We start from the raw sequence: 23,269 nt of genomic DNA, 5'->3' as shown, positions 1-23,269 counted from the left end.
AAAATTTGTAAAACTATGGTTAGGCTCGTAATAAAAGCGTATTATGAGTATCAACTAAAGGTAACTTACTCGTATTATAAGTTGAGCACAATGTCAGAATTTCTCATCCGAACAGTTTCTTGTAGCGCATTCTTTATCACAGCTGCAAGTTATGCCGTTGAGCAAAATCAGACAGCTGAAAATACCATAGAACGCATCGAAATCCGTGCCTTCCATGACAGCGTTGTCAAGTCTCTCAGTAATAAACGCCACAATCAACAAGTTTCAGATACGATCAGTGCTGAAGACATAGGTAAGTTTCCAGATAAAAACGTCGCAGAGGCGCTGCAACGGATCACCGGTATCTCACTCTCTCGAGCACAAGGTGAAGGTGAGCGGATCGGCGTGCGAGGCACAACCCCCGAGCAAAATAGAACCTATTTGAATGGTCAATATCTCGCCTCCGCTGATTGGTGGATCTCAAGTCAGCCAAGCCGAGGCTTTAATTTTACCTTATTACCCAGTGAAGTCGTCTCTAGCCTTGAGGTGTTCAAAACACCACAAGCTATGCAGGATGAAGGGTCGTTAGGTGGTGCAATCAATATAAAAACCCGCGACCCTCTGCTTACGCCTTCAGGCTATGGCGTTGTAACGGCCCAGTTCCAATACAGTGACTTGAGCGATAAACTCGATCCACAATTATCTGCAATTTATAACTACCATAGCGAAAGTGGCGACTATGCTGTGCTTTTTACCGCAACACGACGAGATCGCAGCCTCAGACGCGACGGCCTAGAATCGTGGGGGTGGCACGATAGAACGTTATACCAAGGTGATGATGATACTTGGTATGCCACCCAGCAGACTCCACAAGATAAAAGCCAGACGTTATGGTTTCCAGGAGGTGGGGGTTCCGCGATTTTTCAGCAGCAAAGAGAGTTACAGGCTTATACAGTCAATGCCGCGTTTCAGCTTTCCCCACGACTTAGGTTAAATAGTCACTTACTTTATTCTCATCTAAACGCAGACAACAACAATCAAAACTTTCTCTGGCAAAGTGCAAAGTCTATTGACCTAGGCGGCGGAGTAACCGATTTACAAGTACAAGATGGTACTTTGGTGAGCGCCCACTATTTACCCACAGCAGCGCCGTTCAATACCAGCATGGAAGCCATTTGGCGAGACTCGCAGATCAGCACCAAAAGTGCCCATCTAGACTTGGTCTATGATGGCATTTATTGGTCAAGCCAGTTTCAAGTGGGTCTAAGCCACGGCTCTGGTGGCACCAAAGAAGACGTCACGTCACAGTTTTCTGCTAACACCCGTTTTCATGTCGATACGTCAATGCGAAAAAACATCGTCGCAAGTTATGGGATTTCACCGTTAGATGCGGCGAGTTGGTTTATCACCGAAGCTCGAAATGACAGCCAAGATGGCAAAGATAAATCATACTTCGCGCAAGCCGATTTTGCGTACGATATCGACTTTAAACAGGTCGACGCGATTAAATTTGGCATTAAACTTAAGGACCATCAACGGGACTTTTTGCGCTATCGCTCCAAAGATGGAGGGCTTGATGGTTTAGCCGGCGAGCTTGGCACTACACTGGCCGCCTATCCGGGCACTTTTGTGGATGATTATTTGCGCGGCGTAGGTAGTGCAAACACCTTAAAAAACTACAGTTATGCCGATATTACACTGCTCGCCAAAGACTTCGATACGCTCAATTTTGAACAAGAGATAGAAAAAGCCAGTCGTTTTCATATTACAGAAAAAACCGCCGCCGCTTACGGTCAAATGCAACTCGCTGGTGAATCCTATGCAGCCAACATTGGGGTACGGGTGGTCAAAACCTTTCAAGACTCTGCCGCATTTAAACGTGTCGCCTCCCCCATCGAAGCGCCCGACAGCTATGTTTGGCATGAAGAATCTCGGGATTACATCGATATTCTACCCAGCGCCAATATCAAGTTTGATTTAAGCGAAAGTCTGGTTGGCCGTTTTTCCGTTGCACGCGTCATGTCACGAGCACAATTTCATCATCTTATGCCCTCAACCAATTACAACGTAACCCAAGCTCAAGGACAAGGTGGTAACGCCAGCTTAGATCCATATAGAGCGGCGCAGTTTGATGCCAGCCTTGAGTGGTACTTTGACGATGCAGGACTCGCCTCAATCGCCTTATTTAACAAAGATGTGGAGTCTTTTATTGAGTTTGAGCGAAAGCTTGAGCGTCATGAAGGTATTTTGATGTCTATCGATAGGCCCAGTAATGGCGCTGGCGGCAGTATCCGTGGCGTTGAACTAAGCTACCAGCAAACACTTGCGTACGGATTTGGGTTAATCGCCAATTACACCTACGTTGATGGCGAACGTGACAACGCTGACGTTGGCTTACAGGACAAAGTGCCAGGCACCTCAAAACACAGCGCTAACCTCACCGCTTACTACGAGAACCACCAATTTAGCGCACGGCTTAGCTATAATTATCGAACCCAGTTTGCCACCGGTGTAGGCGAGACCATGATGGATAACTACGGCCAATTAGATGGCAGCCTAACGGTGAAATTAAGTGATAACCTCGATGCGCAATTTGAGTTTATTAATTTAACCGATGAACAAATCTATACCTATGATCGCAATGAGTACGCACCAACAGGGATATATGTGAATGGTCGGCGCTACTACGCAGGGCTAAGATACCAATTCTGATTTGCATGATAATTGCGCCTGTACAAACCCTAAGAATAAATCTAGCTTTGCAGAATGCTCTCGTTTCACTTTGTATATGGCATGCAAAGTAACTTCGGGCCTATTTTGCTCGGGAAACAGCTCAACCAAAGCGCCCGAATCAATATCCCGTTGGCAGAAATAAGACGGTAACATGGCAATCCCCAATCCTGCCAACACCGCCTCTCGAATGTGAAAGCGACTATTCGCTATCAAATTACCTTGCAGAGCATAGCTTCTAGTTCCGTCATGCCAACTATCTTCAACATGGTTTAGTTTAGATAACAACATGTTATGCCTACTCAGTTCGTCCAATTGCTCGGGCTTCCCGTGCGCCGCTAAATAGCTGGGTGTGGCAACAAAAGTCGAGTTTATATTGATCAATTTCAAGACATAAAATTGACTGTCTTTGAGCGCAGCTGAGAGCCTAAACGCGACATCAATCTCATCTTCGATTAAATCCTGATTTGCTGCGGTAAACATCAGCTCTAACTTTATTTGCGGATAGCGCTTTTGAAAATCGATACAAATTTGGCTCAGTAGCATACGCCCTATCGTATTTGGAAAGGTTATTTTTAGATGACCAGATTGATGCACTCCAACCTGTTCGACTTCTTCTTCCAAATCGCGTAGCGCGCGCAGGATCTTTTTCCCTTTTTCGTACACCAACTTACCGGCATCAGACAATGCGAGTTTACGGGTTGTTCGATTTAAAAGTACTTGTCCATAAGACGACTCTAGCTGAGCTATCGATTTACTCACCGCGGATGTCGTGGTACCGAGCTGCTCTGCAGCTCGGCTGAAGGAGTGCTGCTCAGCGACACAACATAATATTTTAAGTAAGTGAAGTTTATCGTATTCCTTTCTCATTATTTCCTCTTGGGAAAAAGTCTTTACACCAAATGAATATATATTAACTAAAAATAAAAAGTAAACTTAACTCAAAAGAAAATAAAGGACATCAACATGATCACCACGTCGTGCCACTGCGGCCAGATCCACTATCGTATTTTCACCACGACAACAGCCAACGAAATATGCGCTGGTGTGCAGTTTATTCAGGCTCATGGTCTTATCGAAAATCCCTGTAAATCTCTCGAACGATTTGTGGTGCCGCATTCGAAAGCTCAAACTATTCAAGAGCATGGTTTTTGCAAACACTGTGGTGCTTCTATCTACATCATGGATGACAAAGGCAACATTTCGTATGCCCTTAATCACCTTATGCCGTTTCAGGCTGATTATTCAGGCGTGCTGAATTTTGGCCTATAAAAGATAGCTGCTTCACTTTATCAGGCTTAACCGACAATTAATCGCAAACATTGGTTTTTATTCTGGTGACAAGTAGAATGCCTAAAAACTTCATCTTGAAGTTACAACAAGTGAATGAAAATTTAGGATAAATAATGAAACTACTTAAGTCTGCTTTGGCTTTAGCAATGGGCTTCACCAGTGCTGCAAGCCTCGCAAGCGATACCATCACTATTGAAGACATCCCAAAGATCCAATCGGTAAGCTCAACGTCGGTGAGTCCTGACGGCGAACTCGTTGCTTTTACTCGCTCTGTACCGCGCGAGCTTTACGTTGACCAAAATGGTTCTAATTACAGTGAACTTTATGTGATTGACGACGAAGGTGTAGAGCGCCCATTTATCACCGGTAAAGTGAGCATCTCAAGCATCTCTTGGTCGGCCGACGGTCAGTTCATTTATTTCCTAACCAAGAAAAAAGAAGACAAGCAACGCGCCCTTTATCGCATCGCGGTAAACGGTGGGGAAGCACAGAAAGTGCTTTCACTAAAAGGAACTGGGATCTCAGCTTATAGCCTAAGTCCTGATGGCAAACAGGTTGCTATCCTTGCTATGCCAGCTGCCGATAAGTCAGAAAAAGAGCTGAAAAAGCTTGGTTTTATGGCTGAAGTGTATGAACTGGGTTTAAAGAACAAACAGCTTCATATCATTGATCTTGCAGCATCAGAAAAACCGTTAACTCCAGCGGCACTGAACATCGAAGGCTATGTTAGTGAAATCAACTGGGCTGATGATGCCTCTAAGTTACTGGTAAAAACCCAGCCTACAGCGCTTATTGATGACAAGTATATGAAGTCACAATGGCATGTACTTGATGCGAAAACACAACAAATTACCACGTCATTCAAAACAGAAGGTAAGCTTGGTACCGCAGAGTTTTCTCACGATGGTAAATACATCGCGATTTTAGGCGCTGAAGACAAGCACGACCCGGCAACTGGTCGCTTATACCTTGCCGATGCACAAAGCGGCAAAGTAGAAGAGTGGATCCCAAACTTTATGGGTCACATCGGTGATTTTGAGTGGTCAAACCGTAAGAACCAGCTGACTTTTGTCGCAAACGTCGGCGCTGAAAGTTTTGTTGGCCAAATTAAAGTTGGCTCAAACAAATACAAGAAACTTATCAAAGAAGGTAAGTTTATCGCATCGAATCTATCAATCTCTGATTCAGACAAAACCATTGCCCTACGTGCGAATACAGCTAAGCACCCTAATGAAGTGTTTGTGATCCGCTCAAGCAAGGCAACTCGTCTATCAAACTCAAACCCGTGGTTAGACAACAAGCGTTTTGCAAAACAAGAGGCTATTAACTTCAAAGCCCGCGATGGTGTTGAAATTGGTGGCGTATTAATTTATCCACTTGATTATCAAGAAGGTATGCGTTATCCACTGATCATGTCAGTGCACGGTGGTCCTGAAAGCCACGATAAGAATGGCTGGCTCACGAGCTATTCAGATCCAGGTCAAATGGGCGCAGCACGCGGCTATGCAGTATTCTATCCAAACTACCGTGGTTCGACGGGTAAAGGCGTTGATTACTCAAAACTTGGCCAAGGCGACTACGCAGGTAAAGAGTTTGACGACTTAGTAGATATGAAAGAATACCTAGTCAATACCGGTTTAGTAGACACTAAGCGTGTTGGTATTACTGGTGGCTCTTACGGCGGTTATGCCTCTGCTTGGGGTGCTACAAAACTAACTGAACACTTTGCGGCAAGCGTGATGTTTGTTGGGGTAACGAACCAACTATCTAAGTTTGGTACTACCGATATCTCAAACGAAATGTACCTAGTGCACGCTCGCTCTTACCCTTGGGATAAATGGCAGTGGTACCTAGAGCGCAGTCCGATTTACTGGGCTGGTCAATCGAAGACGCCATTACTAATTATGCATGGTAAAGATGACCCACGTGTACACCCAGCACAATCTATGGAGCTATATCGCTATATGAAAGTGCAAGGTAAAGACGTACGTCTAGTTTACTATCCAGGCGAAGGTCACGGTAACCGCAAAGCAGCGGCTCAATATGACTACAGCTTGCGCTTGATGCGCTGGATGGACAACTACCTAATCGAAGGCAAAAAAGACATGCCAGATTATGAAATTGACCACGCGGCGAAGCTAAAAGCCGTTAAAGACGCGAATAAATAAGTAAGCTAGCTTATTGTTTGAGGGCGCTAATTTGCGCCCTTTTTTATCAAGGAAAAAAGATATTGCAATTAACTACAATCAAACTCGACACCGAGCGATTCACACTTAGACCCTTAACCCCACAAGATGCAGAAGCGCTATTTGCCATATTCTCGGACGCAGACGTCATGCGCTATTGGAACACGCCACCTTGGGAATGCCTTGACGATGCAACGCAATTTATCAAGCAATCACATGAAGACTTGACTACACAACAAGCGATCACACTGGCCATTGTTTCGAAAAGTGATGAAACAGTAATTGGCAAATGTTTACTGTTTAGCTGGGATAAAGAGTCACGTCGCGCCGAAATTGGCTTTGGTATTGCCAAATCTCACTGGGGGCAAGGTGTAATTCAAGAAGCGGGCTCAGCACTCATTGACTATGCTTTTTCAACACTGCAGTTGAGGCGTATTGAAGCTGAAATTGATCCTGCTAATATCGGCTCAGCCAAAGTGCTAACAAAACTTGGATTTACTAAAGAAGGTCACTTACGTGCTCGCTGGGAAATTGCTGGTGAAGTCTCAGACTCTGCACTATTCGGCTTACTTGCAAGCGACGTACATTAACCAAAGTGATAGCCTTTTCCCTAAACTTAATCACTTTAAATCAGCGACATACTTAATGTCGCTTTGAGAACTAACCACCAATATATTCTATCGACTAAAGCACTTTGATTTTTCACATTCCGCTGTTAACATAACATCCCCAAAAAGGAAACAATCACTAAACTTGTCTTGAATTTGACAATCTACTTTGTTGATCTCACTACTTAAGGAAAGCAAAATGATAAAAAATGCAGTCGTGCTAGGACTCATCTTTAGCGCCCATACTCTCGCCTTTGACCTCGAGAATACATACCCAACCACTGAAATAAAATACTTGGATGACGGCACTGAAATCTCTGTACCTTTTCATGTCAAGGGAGAAGCAACCAGTGCAGTCCTGGGTTTAATTAATGCAAAACGAGCAAGACGATTTTTATGGAATGACGGTTGGAAAGTTGTTACGCCAAAATGTGATGGCAAAAGCTCCGGAAAAGGTATTGCGGCTTTTTACACTCAAAAAATCACAGAAAGTCCAGCAGGAGCATACAACGAAACGGTCGCAACGTTTTTTATTCAACGCAGAAATACGCCAGATCTCGACTTACCTTGTCCAAGCGACCTGAACTCCCTTGAAGCACAAGTAAACTATGCAATGGCTGCATTTACAACTATCAATACTGCTAATGCTGAAAAGCAGTCGATGGGGCTCCCTCACGACTACGCCTCATTCAACTTTCATTTGATGTTGGACAATGCAAAAGCGGTTGAGGCCGGTGAAATATGGGGTTACCCCAAACAATTGGCCCAAGTTGACATCACCCTAAGTGAAAATACACATCGTCTTGAGCTGGCCAAGAAAAATGGTAAGCCTTTACTCAGTGCTGAATATCAGCGCAAAATTGGCACAAACACACCACTATACTCGGTCGGTGACAACGTTGTGCCCAGCTTTAACCTTCCCGATGAGTCTAAGATCCCTCAACTAAGTGGTGTATTGACCTCAGCTAGCGGCTGGATCTTGCCTTTCGTTGGTAAGTTTACGATTCACTCACCAAAAAGTGTCACCACGCGATTTTTACGCAAAACGCAGTTTACTCCTATCGCGGTATTAGAATTCACTAACGTTGAAGGCGTTGCGCTACCACTTTACGATAGGTAACCTTCATTAGTATAGGCAGAGGCTTAACGGCCTCTGCATTTTAATTACCTTTGCTTGTATTGCGTTTTGCAGTATCCGCGATTTACCGCTTTGCTTCTAAGTTTACTATGCTTTGTATTACGGCCATTTACTCGTTGCCGCCATAGCTTAAAACTACTGGATTTTAGGCTACAACGCATCAACTTGATCACGTCAGGCTCGCTAAGCTCAAACTGTCGCTCGATAGCTTCAAATGGCGTCCTATCTTCCCACGCCATTTCAATGATCCTGGAAATTTCTGAGTCACTAAATTGCACTTGCTTAATCTTGTTGTGTTCTAATCAGAATCACACATACGCACCGAGTGCCAAAATAGATTAAAAATACTTACGACCAATCAATATTCCCATCGCAATGCCAATAGGCAAGGTGTACATGATTTGCCCTGATGCAACGCCCACGGCTGTGCCTATTCCCGCGCCGATAGCGAGCCCCAAACCTATTTTTCGATTGGCATTTTGTTTATCACATTTCATTGACTATTCCATCATCTAAACCAGTAGTTAATGTGGCAAAGTAATGAAGTAATGTAAACCACCTTATTTGCTTAACAATCAGTACCCTTCACGCTTAAACCAAGCCTGTAAAAACTCGATACATTGAAGCACCGCGGCTGGCACAAATTGGCGTGCTGGATATAGTGCATATAAGGCGAGTGTAGGTTTATCAGCATGCTGTAAAATACTAACGACCTCGCCCTTTTCAAGTGCTTCTCTACAGGCAAATTCAGGTAAAACCCCTATGCCCAAATGGCTTTTAATTGCCTGCAACATAAAAAGGACATTGTTCACTTTAAGGGAGCCTTTTATTCGCACACCTTCGTCTAATGGCCATAAGTTCTTGCGTTTTGAATAGCTGTATTCAAAACAATTATGATGAATTAAATCTTGTGCTGAATCGATTTCAGGGTGACTCGCTAAATATTGTGGTGAGGCGCATACATGATAGCTAAATTGAGTAATTTCTTTTCCTATATAACTTGAGTCGAACGGGCGACTGGAAGCCCGAAAACCTAAATCGAACCCCTGTTCAACTAAGTCGATATCCTCATCCCCTAAATGTATTTCAAGATCGACATCAGGATACGCTTGCATAAAGTCGGCGAACATTGCTGCCAAGTCAGTGATCCCAAGCACCATTGGCACATTCACTTTTAGCTTGCCTTTTGGTGCTTGCTGCGACTCTTGTATGAAGGTATCTGCATCCTCTAACTTATTGAGAATATCCCTAGCACGTTGTAAATAGCCTTCTCCAACATGCGTGAGCTGTAAATTGCGCGTGGTGCGATGTATAAGCCGCGCACCAAGCTCAGCTTCTAGTCGGCTGATCTCCTTACTGATCATGGATTTGGACGTATTATATTGCTCTGCAACACGAGTAAAACTGCGTACTTCAGCCAGTTTTACAAACATTTCTATCGCTCGTAGCTTGTTCATACTTTCCTTGATTATTGTTTCCACCATGTGAACTCTTGGTTCTCATTGTAGCTATATATCAAACAGCATCTAATTTATACACTGAGCTTGTCTTTTAGCCAAGAAGCAAATAAGGAAAACCATTATGTATACGTTATATTACCTACCAGGTGCTTGTGCGCTAGCAACGCAAGTCATATTAAGAGAACTAAGACAACCCTTCGAACTGGTTGACAAACGCGGTGTTGATAACTTTTTAGCCATTAACCCAACAGGTAAAATCCCAGTTCTTAATGATGGCGAAGACAGCTTGGTAGAAGGAGCTGCAATCTTACTTTATCTACTCAATAAACACGAAAATAACCTTCTTCCTCAAGCTGATGTTTTGCAAAAGCAAAAAGCAATAGAAAACATTCTGTTTGCCAATGCTACGATGCACCCGGCTTACAATCGCCTGTTTTTTGCCACAGGTGCGATTGCAGACGAGCATGCACGCCAGCCATTTTTAGAAGCGGCAGCGGTTGCCATCAACGAATTATGGGTGTTAGTCGAGAAAAAGTTAGCGCAGCAAGCATTTTTAGGCGGCGATCAGGTTTCCACTGCGGATATCATGCTGGCTGTATATGCGCGTTGGGGTGCCTATTTTCCAGTCGACATTATCATTCCAGAAAAAGTCAGCAAAATGTTAGCTGCAGTTGAGGCAAGGCCCAGCTTTATCGCCTCGATAGCAGCTGAACAAGCACACAGTACAGACGCATGAGCTTAATATGACTAAGCCTATTTTCAAACTACAGGATTTAGACAAAGTAACCGCGGTTATTCAACAATATTTTGAAGGGCTACACCAAGGAGATACTAAAAAGTTAGATGCGATTTTCCACGCTGACGCGGTGCTCAAAGCTCCAGGGATGAGGCGCACCAAATCACAGTGGCTAGATTTGGTCTCATCTCGACAGACGCCCGAAAGCCAAAACGCTGCTTTTAATTACCGTATTTTGTCGGTGGATGTTGTAAACCATCAAGCAATGGTCAAGCTGTATTGTCCACTGTTTGAACATCACTATATCGACTTCATCGGTTTACTTAAGGAAGATGAACAATGGCGTATCGTCAACAAAATGTATGATGATCTGTAGGAGATAATCAATGCCAATCATCAATATTAGAATCACAAAGGAAGGCGTTACACCTGCTCAGAAGCAAGCCTTAATAAAAGGTGCAACTCAGCTTATGGTGGATGTCCTTGATAAAGCGCCACAAGTTACTTTTGTTGTCATAGAGGAAGTTGAAACTGACGACTGGGGAATAGGGTTTGATCAAGTCTCTATGTTGCGGCAGCAAAACTTAAGTCCTAAATAACGCACTAAAAAAGAGGCATCAAATGGTGCTTCTTCACCTGCAAAGACAATTTTCTTGAAAAAGAATCTTATAAAATTCAGGTAAATAAAAACTTTTTTAAAAAAGTTTCTTGAAAAGTATTTGCCTCGTCCATAAATAGTATTGTGAGGACGCCGACAGGGTCCCAACCCAAACTAAGTAAATGTTTTATATGCTATTTATTGGCTTTAATTGAAGCAATAAATAGCTTAATTATCGCTTTATGAGGATACAAATTATGCGTACAGTAGACCTATCTCCACTTTATCGTTCATTCATCGGTTTTGACCATTTAGCACAGCTAATGGATGCAGCATCACGCAACGAAAAGCAACCAAGCTTTCCACCATATAACATTGAAGCCACCGGTGAAGACAAGTACCAAATTACCATGGCTGTTGCCGGATTTACCGAGCAAGAGCTTAGCCTTGAGTCAGAAAACAATACTCTGACAGTCAAAGGCGAAAAGCAAAACAAAGAAGACAAAGCTGAGCGCAAATTTATTCATCAAGGCATCGCAGAGCGTAACTTTGAGCGTAAATTCCAACTTGGCGATCACGTCAAGGTGATTGGCGCAGGACTTGAAAACGGCCTGTTAGTCATTGACCTTGAGCGCGAGATTCCAGAAGCACTCAAGCCAAGAAAGATTGAAATTGGCAAAGGCAATCTCATCGAAAATAAATAATCGATTGAGGTCACTTCCCCCTGTTTTTACATGATGTCACGTTTCCAAGTCGCCCTCGGGCGACTTTTTGTTTTGAGTTGCTAGTTTACCCATTTTATAGCGTTGAGTAGGTTTTAAGCTAGCAGCGTTAAACTCAGTTCCAATCGCCAACTCGATTCGCCTTGCCTACAAAGTGTAGGCACCTTAGTGCGAGCAGAAAGCTTAGTTATCTCCAAAGCATTCTGAACAGCAAACTGGTATCTAAAGATAATTTGGGGTCGCTCCCACTGGCGTTCATCTCAATACATCCAACATACAATTCATAATAAAACACCGATAACAACAGTTAAGCCAACATCTATGGTTCTCTTGCCAAGTTAGCAGTCATGATCACCGCAATATTGTTAAATACTTCTACTTGTTCGTGAGATAGGTCTGTACACATTTTTTGTATCAGCCCAGCCTCTATGATAAGCATTCGTTTCAATATCGCTTTGCCATCCTTTGTTAAACCTAAAAAATGGCTTCGAGTATCATTTGGATTTTTTGTCTTTTCTATTAACCCCTTCTTTGACATCTCTTTAATCAATCTCGCTAATTGGCTTTTATCTCTACCCATTAGTTCTGACATCAGAGCAGCTGTACAGTTTTCTGTTCTATTAATTAGATGAAGCGACTGAATTTCCATCGGTACCATATCAATCCCCTGCTCTCTAACTGCTTTTAAAACTAGAGATTTAAACTTAAAGGTTAATGCTAAAAAGCTATCTGGAAGTTCTCTGTTCAAAATCCACTCCTTTATTGGTTGACATTATCAACAATAACACCTAACCTTTACAGCATCAATAGTTGATAATATCAACTTTAGTGGAGAGGCGATTATGAATTTAATTAAAAAGGTACTTGTTGCGGCCCCTATGGTAGTCGCATTGGTGGGTATATTAACTTTCGTGATGACCTATCAAAATATAGGGTTTACCAACCGGTTTGTTGAGCAATGGCTGACCTCTACTTTATTGTCTGCCACAACTATTGCTCCAATTGGCTTTGTCATGGTTATGGTAATCTCAAAGGTTGCTGAATCACTGATGCCAAACACAGCAAAGATCTTTAAAAACACTGTAATTGGTATATCAATGGCCATTATCATGGAAGGAATTATGGCCGCGGTTACAACTATTAATAATGTCCCTTACAGATCTATGAGTGAATTTATCAACACTTGGTTTCATGCATTTACCATCGCGCTGCCTGTCGGGTTGTTAATTTCAGTTTTTATGACATTGACTGTGAAGCCTCGCCTTGAACGATTTATGGCTAGCTGAAAAAGAAGCTTGTTATGAGATACAAATACATTAAAGCTAATAGCGCAGAAACTCATCGCCTTGTAGGTGGAGAAATAACATCACTACTTGTTACGGGAGAAGATACCAACAATAGAGTCTCAATATTTGATAGCCTGTTACCACAAGGCAATGCCGCGCCTTGGCACTACCATGAAATAGATGATGAAATTTTCTATATCATCCACGGCTCTATAGAATTTGGCGTTGAAAATGAGGTTATTACTGCAGGTAAAGGTGACTTACTTGTGGCTGGTCCTAATGTTAAGAGGCGCTTTAAAGCGTTGACCGATAGTCATTTACTTGTCATAAATTTACCTTCAGGACCGTCGGAAAATTTTATTCGAGATATCGCAAGGTTGTCAGATGGAACAGCCTTGAGTAAACAAGACAGACTTAAGTTTGCCAAAAAGTACAAAATTCATTTTTGTTAGCTTTGCGCTGCCATAGCCAATGATTGAAAAAATATTAACTTTAAGTGCTATCCACAGAATTACATTTAACACCTTACAAAAATCAATACACTCAAAACAAAAAAAGCTTGGCTATTAAGCCAAGCTTTGGGTGCGGTGCGAATAACCGCCTTACTCTTACCGACTATGATCCTTCACTTTACTTCCCTAATGACATCCAAACTCTCGATTTGGAGCTCAAAGATTCTGATAGCGATGCCTCGCTGTAAGTATTCCTTTATACCAGTTTGTTTAAACGTGCCCGAAAAAAGCGCTTAGTTGAACAAATCAGTAGTGTTGCCAGTTACTCAACAATAATCATAATCTTTGAACTCTATTCCCTGCTCCCTGACATCAGTTCCTTTTCCTCTGTCACTCCTTTGCGCAGGTAAATTTACTTTTCCAGCTCTAATTAGCCTTTAAAATTTGCGAGTTCTGATTCACTTAGCTCGCCATTTGCATCAACGTCTAGCGCTTTAAATTGCTCTGCAAGTGCAGTATGCGCTTGTGCTTCACTCATGCTGATTGTGCCGCTTTGATCTGTATCTAGCGCAGCGAAGTCTTCACCCGCCATTGCATTAACAGAAGCGAAAGATAAACCTGTGATTGATAGTGCAATTAGTACGTTTTTCATCATTTATTCCTCAAAAATTTTAAATACTGTTCGTTTCGTGAAATTGGAGGGCTATTACTTAGCCTTTAAAATTTGCGAATTCTGTTTCGCTTAGCTCGCCGTTTGCATCAACGTCTAGCGCTTTAAATTGCTCTGCAAGTGCAGTATGCGCTTGTGCTTCACTCATGCTGATTGTGCCGCTTTGATCTGTGTCTAGCGCCGCAAAGTCTTCACCCGCCATTGCATTAACAGACGCGAAAGATAAACCTGTGATTGATAGTGCAATTAGTACGTTTTTCATCATTTATTCCTCAAAAATTTAAATACTGTTCGTTTCATGAAATTAGAGGGCTATTACTTAGCCTTTAAAATTTGCGAATTCTGTTTCGCTTAGCTCGCCATTTGCATCAGCGTCTAATTCTTTAAATTGCTCTGCAAGCGCCGAGTGTGCTTGTGCTTCGCTCATGCTGATTGTGCCGCTTTGATCTGTGTCTAGCGCCGCAAAGTCTTCACCCGCCATTGCATTAACAGACGCGAAAGATAAACCTGTGATTGATAGTGCAATTAGTACGTTTTTCATCATTTATTCCTCAAAAATTTAAATACTGTTCGTTTCATGAAATTAGAGGGCTATTACTTAGCCTTTAAAATTTGCGAATTCTGATTCACTTAACTCGCCGTCAGCGTTACCGTCTAGCTGAGTGAATTGCTCAACAAGATTTGGATTTACTTTCGCTTCGCTCATGCTAATTGTGCCACTACCATCGGCATCGTACTTGGCAAAGTCGTCACCAGCCATTACATTAACTGATGCCATTGACAGGCCAGCAAGGGATACTGCTACTAGTAGATTTTTCATCATATTCTCCTTAAAGTTCAGTCTTGACGGAGAGTCCGAAGACTCACCGATATCGAGCTTTTAAATTAGCCTTCAAAGTGCTCGTACTCTGACTCGCTCAGCTCGCCATTACCGTCAACATCAAGTGTCTTAAATTGCTCAACTAACTTAGGATTAACCTGTGCTTCAGCCATGCTGATTGTGCCGCTGCCATCAGTGTCGTACTTTTCGAAGTCGTCCATCGCCATTGCCGATGCTGAAACCAATGTCATACCTGTGATTGATAGTGCTGCTAGTAAATTTTTCATAATCTTCTCCTTAACGATTTAAATAATGTGATAACTCGGCAAATTAACCTTCGTAGTTATCAAATTCTGCTTGGCTTAGTTGACCATCTTGGTCAGCATCTAGCTCATTAAATCGAGCAAGAAGGCCTTCATCTGCTTTTGCTTCTTCAATAGAGATGTAACCGTCACCATTCATGTCTAATTTGTCGAAGTCCGTGTTTGCATGTGCACCTACTGATGCCAAAGTCATTACTGCTGCTGATACTGCGATTGCTAGATTTTTCATCGTGCTTTCCTCATAAGATTAAAAACTAAATTCTGTGTTAAACGTTTTGCTATTAAAGCTAAAAACTGATTTTGCATTTGTTTTTGCGTTTCGTTTTTCGCTTTCGAGATAACTATTCCAACTTTGATGCCAACATTGAAAAAACACTGTTTATCAACAAGTTAATAAAAACAACTTAAAAATATTAAGGTTGGATTAAGGCTAACTGTTGCTAAATGGCAACAGTTAAAAAAGCGAAAAATAAAAAGTCTTTATTTTTCTTAAAGTTAGATTGTCGCAGCTTTGCAACAGGTAAATTTTGGGGTAGAAAATTTTGCAAATCTCGCAACACCATTTGATTGAAACTTGTGCACCCTTTTAAAGGATTTAGCATCGTGAAAAAAATTTTTTCTCAGTCATTACAGAAACAGGCACTTATTGCCATGTTTATTGGTGTGCTTCCAATACTCACACTGACTTTGTGGTACGCCCAAGCACTGTCCAAAAACCAACAAAAAACACAGGATATTTATAATAAAAATCAAAAGCTTATTCTTGAATACAATTTTGTAAAAGCAGATATCAGTGCGCTTGAAAAAGCACTGCAAAATAATCAGCTGCTGCAAAGTGAAACACTGCAAGAAAGCATCGAGCAGAAGTGGCAAAACACCAAAAAACGCATTCAATTATTAAAAATAAACCTACCCGATTCGCTGTTTGTTGCTAAATGGCGACAGTTCGCTCCCGATGAGATCAATGCCACTTCAAAAGCTGAAGAGTTTCAACAATTGGTTAAGGTGCTTAATCAATTCGAGGAAAGCTTTCAACAAACACTTAATAAGCGCTTATCAGATCAAGAATCCCATTTCGTGCAGCTGCAAACATGGTTTATGTTTGGTCTCGTTATCTTGCTACCCACCCTTATCGTGATCAGCATCTTTTTGATCAACCGGATTTGTCAGCAACTTAATCAGGTAGAATCTGCGGTATCTGAGGTAGGTAAAGGTAATTTTGATAAGTCGGTTGAACTCTCTGGCAGTCATGAATTGCAGCAATTGGGTGACAGGCTAAATTGGTTAAGGCTCGAACTTAAGCGTATTCAACAACAAAAAGAAACCTTCTTGCGCCATGTTACTCATGAGCTTAAAACCCCTTTAGCATCGCTAAACGAAGGAAGCAGCTTATTAAATAGTGGATTGCTTGGAGATGTTAATCCAAAACAACAACGTATTCTCATCATTATGGAAAACTCTGTTGCAAAGCTTGGATCATTGATCGATGATTTGCTCAGCTATAGTGCGGCCAGTCACCCTGATAGCCTACATCACGACGCCGAAATGAACCTTATCCAAGAAGAAGTCTCAAAGCATCTTAGAGATAAGCTAGGAAAGACTGATGTGATAGTGAATTGGCAAAATCATGATGACTTAAAAGTACCTTATCTTCCGTGCAAATTAGTCTTAACTCAGTTAGTGAGCAATGCCATCGATCACGCTAAAAGCAATGTCACTATTTCAATTGAAGAACAAAATGGCGAAGTATTGTTGATAGTCTGTGACGACGGTGATGGCATCGACATCAATGAAGCCGATTCATTATTCCAGCCATTTGTTCGTGGTGAGAAAAATAAAAATAATAATGGCAGTGGCTTAGGTTTAGCCATTGTCTCTGAGTGTGTGAAGCAATTAAAAGGCTATGTGAAATGGCTATCAGTAAAATCTGGCGCCAGTATTCAAGTCGCCTTTCCAAAAAGGGATCCAAAATGAAATACATCGCATTAAGTATCACGCTATTTTTGCTCGGTGGTTGTGCCACAACGGAGCAAAACGTCGAGCAAACAAAGCAGTTTATTGGCCCTGTAAAAACAGAAACCAGCGCTAAGTTTGTGCCTTTAGCTGAAGTTATCAAAGCCTTAGTCAGCCAATGCGCCAAAAAACATAACGTGACATTTAACGATTACTATAAAGGTGCGCTGCACTTACAGGGCTTTATTCACACCTATTGCGGTACAGACTCAACCACCAAGCAACTTAAAGCCATTGAAGAAGTAAAGCTACAAGATTATTGGCCAGACGATTACAACATTTGGTTTGAATCGCTGGCTTGGCATACTCAAAGCCTTCGTGAGCAAAAAATCAGTAATTATTACTCTGACAATAAGGCGCAACAACATCAAGAGCAATTATTACAAACCCAAAAACAGCTTGCCGAGCTAAAACAAAAGCTTGCCGACATAGAAAAACAACGTTTAGAAACCGATCTTTCTGAAAACCCATCACTTGAGGAGGATTCACTATGAGTCAAACACAACAAGGCGCAAAGTTACTTTTAGTGGATGACGATACGTCTTTAACTGAGCTACTGGCCATGCGTTTAGAAAGCCACGGCTACGAAGTTGAAGTAGCTCATCGTGGTACACAAGCGTTAAATATCCTCAAGCAAATGCCTATCGACTTGGTCATCACCGATTTGAAGATGGCACACATGAACGGCTTTGAACTTAATGAGCAAATAAAGAAGTATTATACCGGCATGCCCGTTGTGATGATGACCGCTCACGGCTCTATTCCTGACGCTGTTGACGCCATGCAGCAAGGCTTTGTGAGCTTTTTAACCAAGCCCATTGACTCTCAACAAATGCTCGATGTCATCAATGAGGCGCTTGCAGGAAAAGTGAGAACCGCACAAACTTCGGATCCAAATAACTTCCATGGATTGTTATTCCAAAGTGCCGCAATGCGTCAATTGGTACAACAAATTCAAGCACTTGCCAGCAGTAACGCAAACATCCTCATCCAAGGCGAGAGCGGTACCGGTAAAGAAGTAACGGCAAAAGCAATCCATTTGGCCAGTAACCAAGCGCAAGGCCCATTTATTGCGATTAACTGTGGCGCAATGCCCGCCCACCTGTTGGAGTCTGAACTATTCGGTCATAAAAAAGGCGCGTTTACTGGCGCCGTGAGTGACAAAGAAGGCTTAGTACAAGCAGCAGATGGTGGCACCCTATTCCTCGACGAAATTGGTGATATGCCGCTTGATTTGCAAGTTAAGCTACTGCGTGTTTTACAAGAGCGAACCGTTCGTCCTGTGGGCGGCCAAACCGAGCACAAGGTCAATGTTCGTTTTGTCTCTGCAAGCCATAAGAACATTCAAAGCGCCGTTGCGGAAAAGCAATTTCGTGAAGATTTATACTATCGCTTAAACGTAGTGTCTGTTGAAATCCCAAGCTTAAGAGAGCGATTGGAAGATATTCCACTACTTGCATCACGCTTCTTAAGTGCACTTAGCGATGGCGAAAAGCAATTTAACCAACAAAGTATTACGCATTTGTTGAATTACCATTGGCCGGGCAACATCCGTCAGCTCCATAATATTGTGGAGCACTGTGTTGCTATTACGCCAGGTAAAATGATCACTGAAGATATCGTACAAAAAGCCCTGCCTAAGGATAAAGAACAGAATGCGTTTACGGGATTAAATGAAGCGAAACGCCAGTTTGAGTATGACTACATCCAAAAAGTACTGGCACTTTGCGAAGGGAATGTGTCGGAAGCTGCAAAACTTGCACAACGTAATCGCTCTGATTTTTACAAATTACTTAAAAAACATGAGATCCAATGCTAAACCTATTAGAGGGGTAACATTAGCTTTAATTTCTAAAGTACGTTGCTTGGTCAAATTTACCATTGCAAAGTGCTTGTAATACGGACTTTAACGAGCCACGCCCGTGGCTCAGATTTGCCCTGAGAATATGCGCTCCTGCTAGGAGCATAATAAAAACACTCGGATAGTTAAGGGTTGTCTGTATGAAAATGCGCAAAAAGCTCATTATTAGCTTTGTTCTCACTGTGATCATTCCTATTTTAGCGATTTCTATGGTCAGCATTTCTCAGACCAAAAGCGACTCTCTTGATAAATTCCTTGATGCTTCTGGCAATGAAATAAGGCAAGCCGAGCAGTCTTTTGTACTGTTTTTTGAGCAGATGAAGAAAAATGCTCGCTTCCTCGCCGAGTCCAAGGCCGTGCAACAAGTGGGTCAAGACACTACTACTTATTTTGGTGCTGAGAAACCGATGACTCCGCTACAAAATGGTCAAACCGAAAGCAATATTTTTGAGCTTTACCGCGCATTTGGACAAACCCACGAAGAATTATTGTTTGTATATCTTGGCACTGGATCCGGTGGTTTTATTCAGTATCCTGCGGAACCCCTTGGCGATTACGACCCAAGAAAACGCCCTTGGTATCAAAATGCCTCTAAAGATCCCAGCAAGGTTATCCTTACTGAACCTTATCAAGGAGTAACAGGACAAGCCATGGTTTCTGTTGCCACAGGTATAAAACGTGACGGCAAAGTGATTGGCGTGCAATCATTAGATGTAACGCTTGCTACACTGACCGATATCGTTAGCAATATTCGACTCGGGGAGTCGGGATATTTAATCCTTCTTGATGCCGAAGGCACTGTACTTGCCGATCCTAAAAATAAAAATCATAACTTTAAACACATTAAAGATCTCACCAGCCCTCTTTACAAGGCCATTCGCAGCGCCACAAACGAACCCTACCTCACTATTGAAACGGATAATAAAACCTATGATGCTAAGATTTATCGCTCTGACACACTCGGTTGGCAATTTATCGCGGTGATCGATGAAGATGAAATCTTAGCTTCAGCTTACGATATGACGATTAGTATCACTATTATCGCAGTCATCATGGTGATTTTATTTATTATTATTGCAATAACACTTGCCAATAAAATAGTTGAACCTATTGAAATGGTGTCTGATGGTTTAAAAGAAATAGCACAAGGTGAAGGCAACCTTTCCAAACGTTTAAAAGTCGTCACCAACGATGAAATTGGAGAGCTGGCCGCGTGGTTCAATAAATTCTTGGACTCAATTAACTCGCTCGTAAAAGATATTCAAAGCAATGCCTCAACATTGAATGATGCTGCATTAGGGTCACAAAAGAGTATCAATGATATCCGTAATCAATGCCATGCGCAGGCTGAAGACTCCGCCAGTGCTACCACAACCACTGAAACCGTAGAACAACTTGCCACTGAAATAAGTGAAAGCTGCGGTCATACTTTGGAGGATGTTGTCACTGCGGACGGACACGCACAGCGTGGTAACAGCACAATAGAAAGTACAGTATCGCAGGTTGCGAGGCTTAATCACTCGTTGGCTGAGTCCGCCAACGCCATGAACCAGCTCGAAAGTGAAAGCCAAGATATCACTAATATTTTAGGCGTGATCCGTTCTATCGCAGAGCAAACCAATCTTTTAGCATTAAATGCAGCGATTGAGGCTGCCCGTGCAGGTGAACAAGGTAGGGGCTTTGCGGTGGTTGCTGATGAAGTAAGAACGCTTGCACAGCGCTCACATGACGCTACACAGGAAATAGAGCAAGTGTTAACCAACCTCATCGCTCAAACGAGGATGGTATCAGCCCAAATGACATCAAGCGTAAGCGAATCTGAGACGACAATCAAACAATCACAAAGCGCGCAGCAAGCATTTACTGACATCGCTCAGGCTGTATCAAGGATTAAAACATCGGTTTCAAATATAGCGTCACAGGCCTCATTACAAGGAGAAAATGCAGGCCACACTAGACGTTTGATTGACTCGGTGGATGTTTCTGTACGACAAGTTGGAGAAGAAACAGCCGCATTAAATGCAGGCGCTGACCAATTAGTTAGCTTAGCTAAAGACTTAGAGCGTTTGGTTGGCCGCTTTGATATTGACTGAATAGAAAACTAATATCTTGTTTTTCGCAATTGTTACAAAATATCGTCTCAATTAGTTGTCCTCATAATAAGAACTAGTTAGACTCGATGAATTGATTTATTACAGAAAAATAAAAATGAAGAAATTTAAATTTACATTAGTAGCAGCATCTTTGATTGCTGTACTCGGTTGTCAAGAAGCGCCGTCACAACACACAAAGTCTGAAGCTAACGCTGAGAAAACCACAGCGGTAACGGCACCTATAGCTGAAAAGATCCCACACAAGACGACCATTCACGGTCAAGAACTTGTCGATAATTATCACTGGCTACGTGACGATACTAGAAGTGACGAAAAGGTGTTGTCACACTTAAACAAAGAAAATGCCTATACCGACAGTAAGCTCGTAAATACAGAGCAACTACAACAAACCTTATTTGACGAAATTAAAAACAAAGTGGTCAAAGATGACCGCAGCGTGCCAGTATTAAACGGCAGTTATTATTATTTTAGTGCCACTAAGGGTGACAAAGAATACTTCACTTATTACCGCAGTGAACACCAAGATGGTAAAAATGCAAAAGCTATCTTTGATGCGAATATCCGCGCTGAAGGTCAAAACTATTATGGTGTCGGTGGTCTTTCCATTTCAACCAACGAAAACCTGTTAGCTTTTGCTGAAGATACATTAAGTCGTCGAATTTATACGATTCGAATCAAAGATTTAACGACAGGTAAGTTATTGGACGATACGATTGAAGGCGCTTCGGGTCCTATCGTTTGGGCAAATGACAACAAAACTATCTATTACATCAAAAAAGATCCGGTTACTTTGCTTGGTTATCAAGTGTTCCGCCATACTCTAGGCACAGCACAAAGCACAGATGAATTAATTTACGAAGAAAAAGATAACAGCTATTACACGTATATCTCAAAGAGTAAAGACAAGAGCAAAATATACATTCACCATTCAAGTACCGAGGCGTCAGGTGTATCTTTACTCGACGCTGATAATGTAAAAGCAACTCCTGAGCGCTTTATTCCAAGAGAAAGTGGTCACGAATATAGCATTGCTAAACTTGGCGACTGGTATTACATCCACACCAATAAAGATGCCGTAAACTTTAAGCTGATGCGCGTTAAAGCCAGTGATGCAAGTGACGTTTCAAAATGGCAAACCGTTGTACCGCACAATGCCGATGCAAAACTAGACAGCTTTGAGCTATTTAATCAGCACCTAGTTTACGAAACGCGTGAAAATGGCCTTAGCCAAATCACTGTATTAAATTTAGATAATAACGAAAGCAAGCGTTTAACCTTTAATGACCCAGCTTACGCCGTTTATTTAACTAGTAACGAAAACCTAGATGCAAATGCAGTAAGAATTGGTTATCAGAGTATGACGACCCCGGCTTCTGTGTATGATGTCGACCTTGCTAGTTTGAACAAAACATTATTAAAGCAAGACAAAGTATTGGGCGACTTTGCACCTGAAAACTACCAATCTGAACGTATTTTTATCACCGCACGTGACGGCATAAAAGTACCGGTTTCAATTGTTTATCGTAAAGATAAGTTTAAGCAAGATGGTTCAAACCCGTTACTACAATTTGGTTATGGTTCATACGGTTCTAATGTTGAGCCAACCTTTTCAATAAGCCGATTAAGCCTTTTAGATCGTGGTTTTGTCTATGCTATTGCCCACATTCGTGGTTCAGAAACGCTTGGCCGTCCTTGGTACGATAACGGCAAAAAATTAAATAAAAAGAACACCTTTAACGACTTTGTTGATGTCACAAAAGCACTCGTTGAGCAAAAATATGGTGATGCTTCACGTATTTATGCCAGAGGTGGCAGCGCAGGTGGCCTATTAATGGGTGCAGTCATTAACCAAGCGCCGGAACTATACGATGGTGTACACGCAGCTGTACCATTTGTTGACGTGATCAATACCATGCTGGACGAAACGCTACCGCTGACCACAAATGAGTACGACGAATGGGGCAACCCAAATGAGAAGACGTATTTTGATTACATGCTGTCTTACTCACCTTACGATCAAGTTAAAGCCCAAGCTTATCCAAACCTGCTTGTAACCACGGGTTTACATGATTCTCAGGTGCAGTACTTTGAGCCAGCGAAATGGGTCGCTAAGCTACGAGAATATAAAACAGATGATAATCTACTGATGCTAAAAACCGACATGGAAGCTGGCCACGGTGGTGCGTCTGGTCGCTTTAAGCGTATTCACGATGTCGCATTAAGCTATAGTTTCTTTATCGCACTCGCTGAGAATAAACTGTAGTCAACGTTCACATTATA

Annotated in this window: 27 protein-coding genes; 16 read left to right on the top strand and 11 right to left on the bottom strand. The window is 42.2% G+C overall.

Annotated elements, in window-relative coordinates; translation table 11 throughout:
* Positions 1 to 90 precede the first annotated feature (90 nt).
* Positions 91 to 2,691, top strand: a complete 2,601-nt coding sequence (locus tag EXT48_RS23060) for a TonB-dependent receptor (protein ID WP_130165963.1) — start codon at positions 91 to 93, stop codon at positions 2,689 to 2,691.
* Here EXT48_RS23060 and EXT48_RS23055 read toward each other — a convergent pair.
* A complete protein-coding gene (locus EXT48_RS23055) occupies positions 2,674 to 3,579 on the bottom strand; it encodes a LysR family transcriptional regulator (protein ID WP_130165962.1) in 906 nt (301 codons plus the stop codon). The genes EXT48_RS23060 and EXT48_RS23055 overlap by 18 nt on opposite strands.
* A gap of 96 nt (positions 3,580 to 3,675) precedes the next feature.
* Here EXT48_RS23055 and EXT48_RS23050 point away from each other — a divergent pair, with 96 nt between their 5' ends.
* The 4 genes from EXT48_RS23050 to EXT48_RS23035 all read left to right on the top strand — a co-directional run bounded on the left by EXT48_RS23050 (position 3,676) and on the right by EXT48_RS23035 (position 7,916).
* Positions 3,676 to 3,981 carry a hypothetical protein gene (locus EXT48_RS23050; protein ID WP_010379315.1) on the top strand — a complete coding sequence of 102 codons (306 nt, stop codon included), beginning with the start codon at positions 3,676 to 3,678 and terminating at the stop codon, positions 3,979 to 3,981.
* 134 nt (positions 3,982 to 4,115) lie between these two features.
* Positions 4,116 to 6,170, top strand: coding sequence for a S9 family peptidase (locus EXT48_RS23045; RefSeq protein ID WP_130165961.1), 2,055 nt, complete (start codon positions 4,116 to 4,118; stop codon positions 6,168 to 6,170).
* Positions 6,171 to 6,232: 62 nt separating this feature from the next.
* Positions 6,233 to 6,778, top strand: a complete 546-nt coding sequence (locus EXT48_RS23040) for a GNAT family N-acetyltransferase (RefSeq protein ID WP_130165960.1) — start codon at positions 6,233 to 6,235, stop codon at positions 6,776 to 6,778.
* A gap of 217 nt (positions 6,779 to 6,995) precedes the next feature.
* Positions 6,996 to 7,916 (top strand): acetoacetate decarboxylase family protein, encoded by a 921-nt coding sequence (locus EXT48_RS23035; protein ID WP_130165959.1) that lies wholly within the window; start codon positions 6,996 to 6,998, stop codon positions 7,914 to 7,916.
* A gap of 44 nt (positions 7,917 to 7,960) precedes the next feature.
* Here EXT48_RS23035 and EXT48_RS23030 read toward each other — a convergent pair whose 3' ends face one another.
* From EXT48_RS23030 to EXT48_RS23025, 3 genes are all read right to left on the bottom strand, one after another.
* Complete coding sequence (locus EXT48_RS23030; RefSeq protein WP_130165958.1) at positions 7,961 to 8,212, bottom strand: TIGR03643 family protein; 252 nt, start codon at positions 8,210 to 8,212, stop codon at positions 7,961 to 7,963.
* A 60-nt stretch (positions 8,213 to 8,272) separates the two neighbouring features.
* Positions 8,273 to 8,431, bottom strand: coding sequence for a hypothetical protein (locus tag EXT48_RS23770; protein WP_019647622.1), 159 nt, complete (start codon positions 8,429 to 8,431; stop codon positions 8,273 to 8,275).
* A gap of 78 nt (positions 8,432 to 8,509) precedes the next feature.
* The gene (locus EXT48_RS23025; RefSeq protein WP_130165957.1) at positions 8,510 to 9,391 is read right to left on the bottom strand and encodes a LysR family transcriptional regulator; all 882 of its coding nucleotides are present in this window, start codon (positions 9,389 to 9,391) and stop codon (positions 8,510 to 8,512) included.
* A gap of 124 nt (positions 9,392 to 9,515) precedes the next feature.
* Between EXT48_RS23025 and EXT48_RS23020 the strand changes: the two genes are divergently transcribed.
* From EXT48_RS23020 to EXT48_RS23005, 4 genes are all read left to right on the top strand, one after another.
* Positions 9,516 to 10,130, top strand: coding sequence for a glutathione S-transferase family protein (locus EXT48_RS23020; protein ID WP_130165956.1), 615 nt, complete (start codon positions 9,516 to 9,518; stop codon positions 10,128 to 10,130).
* Between the two features lie 7 nt (positions 10,131 to 10,137).
* Positions 10,138 to 10,506 carry a nuclear transport factor 2 family protein gene (locus tag EXT48_RS23015; protein WP_130165955.1) on the top strand — a complete coding sequence of 123 codons (369 nt, stop codon included), beginning with the start codon at positions 10,138 to 10,140 and terminating at the stop codon, positions 10,504 to 10,506.
* Positions 10,507 to 10,516: 10 nt separating this feature from the next.
* The gene (locus EXT48_RS23010; protein WP_130165954.1) at positions 10,517 to 10,729 is read left to right on the top strand and encodes a 4-oxalocrotonate tautomerase family protein; all 213 of its coding nucleotides are present in this window, start codon (positions 10,517 to 10,519) and stop codon (positions 10,727 to 10,729) included.
* Positions 10,730 to 10,985: 256 nt separating this feature from the next.
* Positions 10,986 to 11,432: an Hsp20 family protein gene (locus EXT48_RS23005; RefSeq protein ID WP_010379331.1), complete on the top strand. Its 447-nt coding sequence runs from the start codon at positions 10,986 to 10,988 to the stop codon at positions 11,430 to 11,432.
* A 337-nt stretch (positions 11,433 to 11,769) separates the two neighbouring features.
* Here the strand turns inward: EXT48_RS23005 and EXT48_RS23000 are convergent, their stop codons facing one another.
* Positions 11,770 to 12,198, bottom strand: coding sequence for a MarR family winged helix-turn-helix transcriptional regulator (locus EXT48_RS23000; protein ID WP_130165953.1), 429 nt, complete (start codon positions 12,196 to 12,198; stop codon positions 11,770 to 11,772).
* 94 nt (positions 12,199 to 12,292) lie between these two features.
* Here EXT48_RS23000 and EXT48_RS22995 point away from each other — a divergent pair, with 94 nt between their 5' ends.
* Both EXT48_RS22995 and EXT48_RS22990 read left to right on the top strand, forming a co-directional pair.
* Entirely contained in the window at positions 12,293 to 12,736 is a 444-nt protein-coding gene (locus EXT48_RS22995; RefSeq protein ID WP_130165952.1) for a DUF2798 domain-containing protein, read from the top strand.
* A gap of 14 nt (positions 12,737 to 12,750) precedes the next feature.
* Positions 12,751 to 13,188, top strand: a complete 438-nt coding sequence (locus EXT48_RS22990; RefSeq protein ID WP_130165951.1) for a cupin domain-containing protein — start codon at positions 12,751 to 12,753, stop codon at positions 13,186 to 13,188.
* Between the two features lie 430 nt (positions 13,189 to 13,618).
* Here EXT48_RS22990 and EXT48_RS22985 read toward each other — a convergent pair whose 3' ends face one another.
* The 6 genes from EXT48_RS22985 to EXT48_RS22960 form a co-directional block, all read right to left on the bottom strand.
* Positions 13,619 to 13,840 carry an EF-hand domain-containing protein gene (locus EXT48_RS22985; RefSeq protein WP_130165976.1) on the bottom strand — a complete coding sequence of 74 codons (222 nt, stop codon included), beginning with the start codon at positions 13,838 to 13,840 and terminating at the stop codon, positions 13,619 to 13,621.
* A gap of 58 nt (positions 13,841 to 13,898) precedes the next feature.
* Positions 13,899 to 14,120: an EF-hand domain-containing protein gene (locus tag EXT48_RS22980; protein ID WP_017217565.1), complete on the bottom strand. Its 222-nt coding sequence runs from the start codon at positions 14,118 to 14,120 to the stop codon at positions 13,899 to 13,901.
* Between the two features lie 57 nt (positions 14,121 to 14,177).
* Positions 14,178 to 14,399: an EF-hand domain-containing protein gene (locus tag EXT48_RS22975; RefSeq protein WP_130165975.1), complete on the bottom strand. Its 222-nt coding sequence runs from the start codon at positions 14,397 to 14,399 to the stop codon at positions 14,178 to 14,180.
* 57 nt (positions 14,400 to 14,456) lie between these two features.
* Entirely contained in the window at positions 14,457 to 14,678 is a 222-nt protein-coding gene (locus EXT48_RS22970; RefSeq protein ID WP_130165974.1) for an EF-hand domain-containing protein, read from the bottom strand.
* Positions 14,679 to 14,743: 65 nt separating this feature from the next.
* Positions 14,744 to 14,965, bottom strand: a complete 222-nt coding sequence (locus EXT48_RS22965; RefSeq protein ID WP_017217569.1) for an EF-hand domain-containing protein — start codon at positions 14,963 to 14,965, stop codon at positions 14,744 to 14,746.
* A gap of 43 nt (positions 14,966 to 15,008) precedes the next feature.
* On the bottom strand, positions 15,009 to 15,230 hold the full coding sequence (locus tag EXT48_RS22960; protein WP_130165950.1) for an EF-hand domain-containing protein: 222 nt from the start codon (positions 15,228 to 15,230) through the stop codon (positions 15,009 to 15,011).
* 374 nt (positions 15,231 to 15,604) lie between these two features.
* Between EXT48_RS22960 and EXT48_RS22955 the strand changes: the two genes are divergently transcribed.
* The 5 genes from EXT48_RS22955 (at position 15,605) to EXT48_RS22935 (ending at position 23,252) form a co-directional block, all read left to right on the top strand.
* Positions 15,605 to 16,975: a sensor histidine kinase gene (locus EXT48_RS22955; RefSeq protein ID WP_130165949.1), complete on the top strand. Its 1,371-nt coding sequence runs from the start codon at positions 15,605 to 15,607 to the stop codon at positions 16,973 to 16,975.
* Positions 16,972 to 17,508, top strand: coding sequence for a hypothetical protein (locus tag EXT48_RS22950; RefSeq protein WP_010369621.1), 537 nt, complete (start codon positions 16,972 to 16,974; stop codon positions 17,506 to 17,508). Before EXT48_RS22955 ends, EXT48_RS22950 begins: the two co-directional genes overlap by 4 nt.
* A complete protein-coding gene (locus tag EXT48_RS22945) occupies positions 17,505 to 18,833 on the top strand; it encodes a sigma-54 dependent transcriptional regulator (RefSeq protein WP_017217572.1) in 1,329 nt (442 codons plus the stop codon). The genes EXT48_RS22950 and EXT48_RS22945 overlap by 4 nt, the downstream gene beginning before the upstream one ends.
* A 182-nt stretch (positions 18,834 to 19,015) precedes the next feature.
* On the top strand, positions 19,016 to 20,968 hold the full coding sequence (locus EXT48_RS22940; protein ID WP_130165948.1) for a methyl-accepting chemotaxis protein: 1,953 nt from the start codon (positions 19,016 to 19,018) through the stop codon (positions 20,966 to 20,968).
* A 115-nt stretch (positions 20,969 to 21,083) separates the two neighbouring features.
* Positions 21,084 to 23,252: a S9 family peptidase gene (locus EXT48_RS22935; protein ID WP_130165947.1), complete on the top strand. Its 2,169-nt coding sequence runs from the start codon at positions 21,084 to 21,086 to the stop codon at positions 23,250 to 23,252.
* Positions 23,253 to 23,269 lie beyond the last annotated feature (17 nt).

Origin of the sequence: Pseudoalteromonas sp. CO348 (assembly GCF_004208845.1) — a bacterium.
In the GTDB taxonomy this organism is placed as follows: domain Bacteria; phylum Pseudomonadota; class Gammaproteobacteria; order Enterobacterales; family Alteromonadaceae; genus Pseudoalteromonas; species Pseudoalteromonas maricaloris.
Note: the sequence above shows the minus strand (reverse complement) of the source record. Positions and strands in the feature narration are given on the sequence as shown.

What these genes read in the sequence shown, in the direction of transcription:
- EXT48_RS23015 (WP_130165955.1), top strand. Translation starts at nt 10,138, where the DNA reads ATGACTAAGCCTATTTTCAAACTACAGGATTTAGACAAAGTAACCGCG.
- EXT48_RS23005 (WP_010379331.1), top strand. Translation starts at nt 10,986, where the DNA reads ATGCGTACAGTAGACCTATCTCCACTTTATCGTTCATTCATCGGTTTT.
- EXT48_RS22975 (WP_130165975.1), bottom strand. Translation starts at nt 14,399, where the DNA reads ATGAAAAACGTACTAATTGCACTATCAATCACAGGTTTATCTTTCGCG.
- EXT48_RS22970 (WP_130165974.1), bottom strand. Translation starts at nt 14,678, where the DNA reads ATGAAAAATCTACTAGTAGCAGTATCCCTTGCTGGCCTGTCAATGGCA.
- EXT48_RS22950 (WP_010369621.1), top strand. Translation starts at nt 16,972, where the DNA reads ATGAAATACATCGCATTAAGTATCACGCTATTTTTGCTCGGTGGTTGT.
- EXT48_RS22935 (WP_130165947.1), top strand. Translation starts at nt 21,084, where the DNA reads ATGAAGAAATTTAAATTTACATTAGTAGCAGCATCTTTGATTGCTGTA.
- EXT48_RS23770 (WP_019647622.1), bottom strand. Translation starts at nt 8,431, where the DNA reads ATGAAATGTGATAAACAAAATGCCAATCGAAAAATAGGTTTGGGGCTC.
- EXT48_RS23060 (WP_130165963.1), top strand. Translation starts at nt 91, where the DNA reads ATGTCAGAATTTCTCATCCGAACAGTTTCTTGTAGCGCATTCTTTATC.
- EXT48_RS22945 (WP_017217572.1), top strand. Translation starts at nt 17,505, where the DNA reads ATGAGTCAAACACAACAAGGCGCAAAGTTACTTTTAGTGGATGACGAT.
- EXT48_RS23010 (WP_130165954.1), top strand. Translation starts at nt 10,517, where the DNA reads ATGCCAATCATCAATATTAGAATCACAAAGGAAGGCGTTACACCTGCT.
- EXT48_RS23035 (WP_130165959.1), top strand. Translation starts at nt 6,996, where the DNA reads ATGATAAAAAATGCAGTCGTGCTAGGACTCATCTTTAGCGCCCATACT.
- EXT48_RS22960 (WP_130165950.1), bottom strand. Translation starts at nt 15,230, where the DNA reads ATGAAAAATCTAGCAATCGCAGTATCAGCAGCAGTAATGACTTTGGCA.
- EXT48_RS23020 (WP_130165956.1), top strand. Translation starts at nt 9,516, where the DNA reads ATGTATACGTTATATTACCTACCAGGTGCTTGTGCGCTAGCAACGCAA.
- EXT48_RS22965 (WP_017217569.1), bottom strand. Translation starts at nt 14,965, where the DNA reads ATGAAAAATTTACTAGCAGCACTATCAATCACAGGTATGACATTGGTT.
- EXT48_RS23045 (WP_130165961.1), top strand. Translation starts at nt 4,116, where the DNA reads ATGAAACTACTTAAGTCTGCTTTGGCTTTAGCAATGGGCTTCACCAGT.
- EXT48_RS22990 (WP_130165951.1), top strand. Translation starts at nt 12,751, where the DNA reads ATGAGATACAAATACATTAAAGCTAATAGCGCAGAAACTCATCGCCTT.
- EXT48_RS23050 (WP_010379315.1), top strand. Translation starts at nt 3,676, where the DNA reads ATGATCACCACGTCGTGCCACTGCGGCCAGATCCACTATCGTATTTTC.
- EXT48_RS23055 (WP_130165962.1), bottom strand. Translation starts at nt 3,579, where the DNA reads ATGAGAAAGGAATACGATAAACTTCACTTACTTAAAATATTATGTTGT.
- EXT48_RS22995 (WP_130165952.1), top strand. Translation starts at nt 12,293, where the DNA reads ATGAATTTAATTAAAAAGGTACTTGTTGCGGCCCCTATGGTAGTCGCA.
- EXT48_RS22980 (WP_017217565.1), bottom strand. Translation starts at nt 14,120, where the DNA reads ATGAAAAACGTACTAATTGCACTATCAATCACAGGTTTATCTTTCGCG.
- EXT48_RS22940 (WP_130165948.1), top strand. Translation starts at nt 19,016, where the DNA reads ATGAAAATGCGCAAAAAGCTCATTATTAGCTTTGTTCTCACTGTGATC.
- EXT48_RS22985 (WP_130165976.1), bottom strand. Translation starts at nt 13,840, where the DNA reads ATGAAAAACGTACTAATTGCACTATCAATCACAGGTTTATCTTTCGCT.
- EXT48_RS23025 (WP_130165957.1), bottom strand. Translation starts at nt 9,391, where the DNA reads ATGAACAAGCTACGAGCGATAGAAATGTTTGTAAAACTGGCTGAAGTA.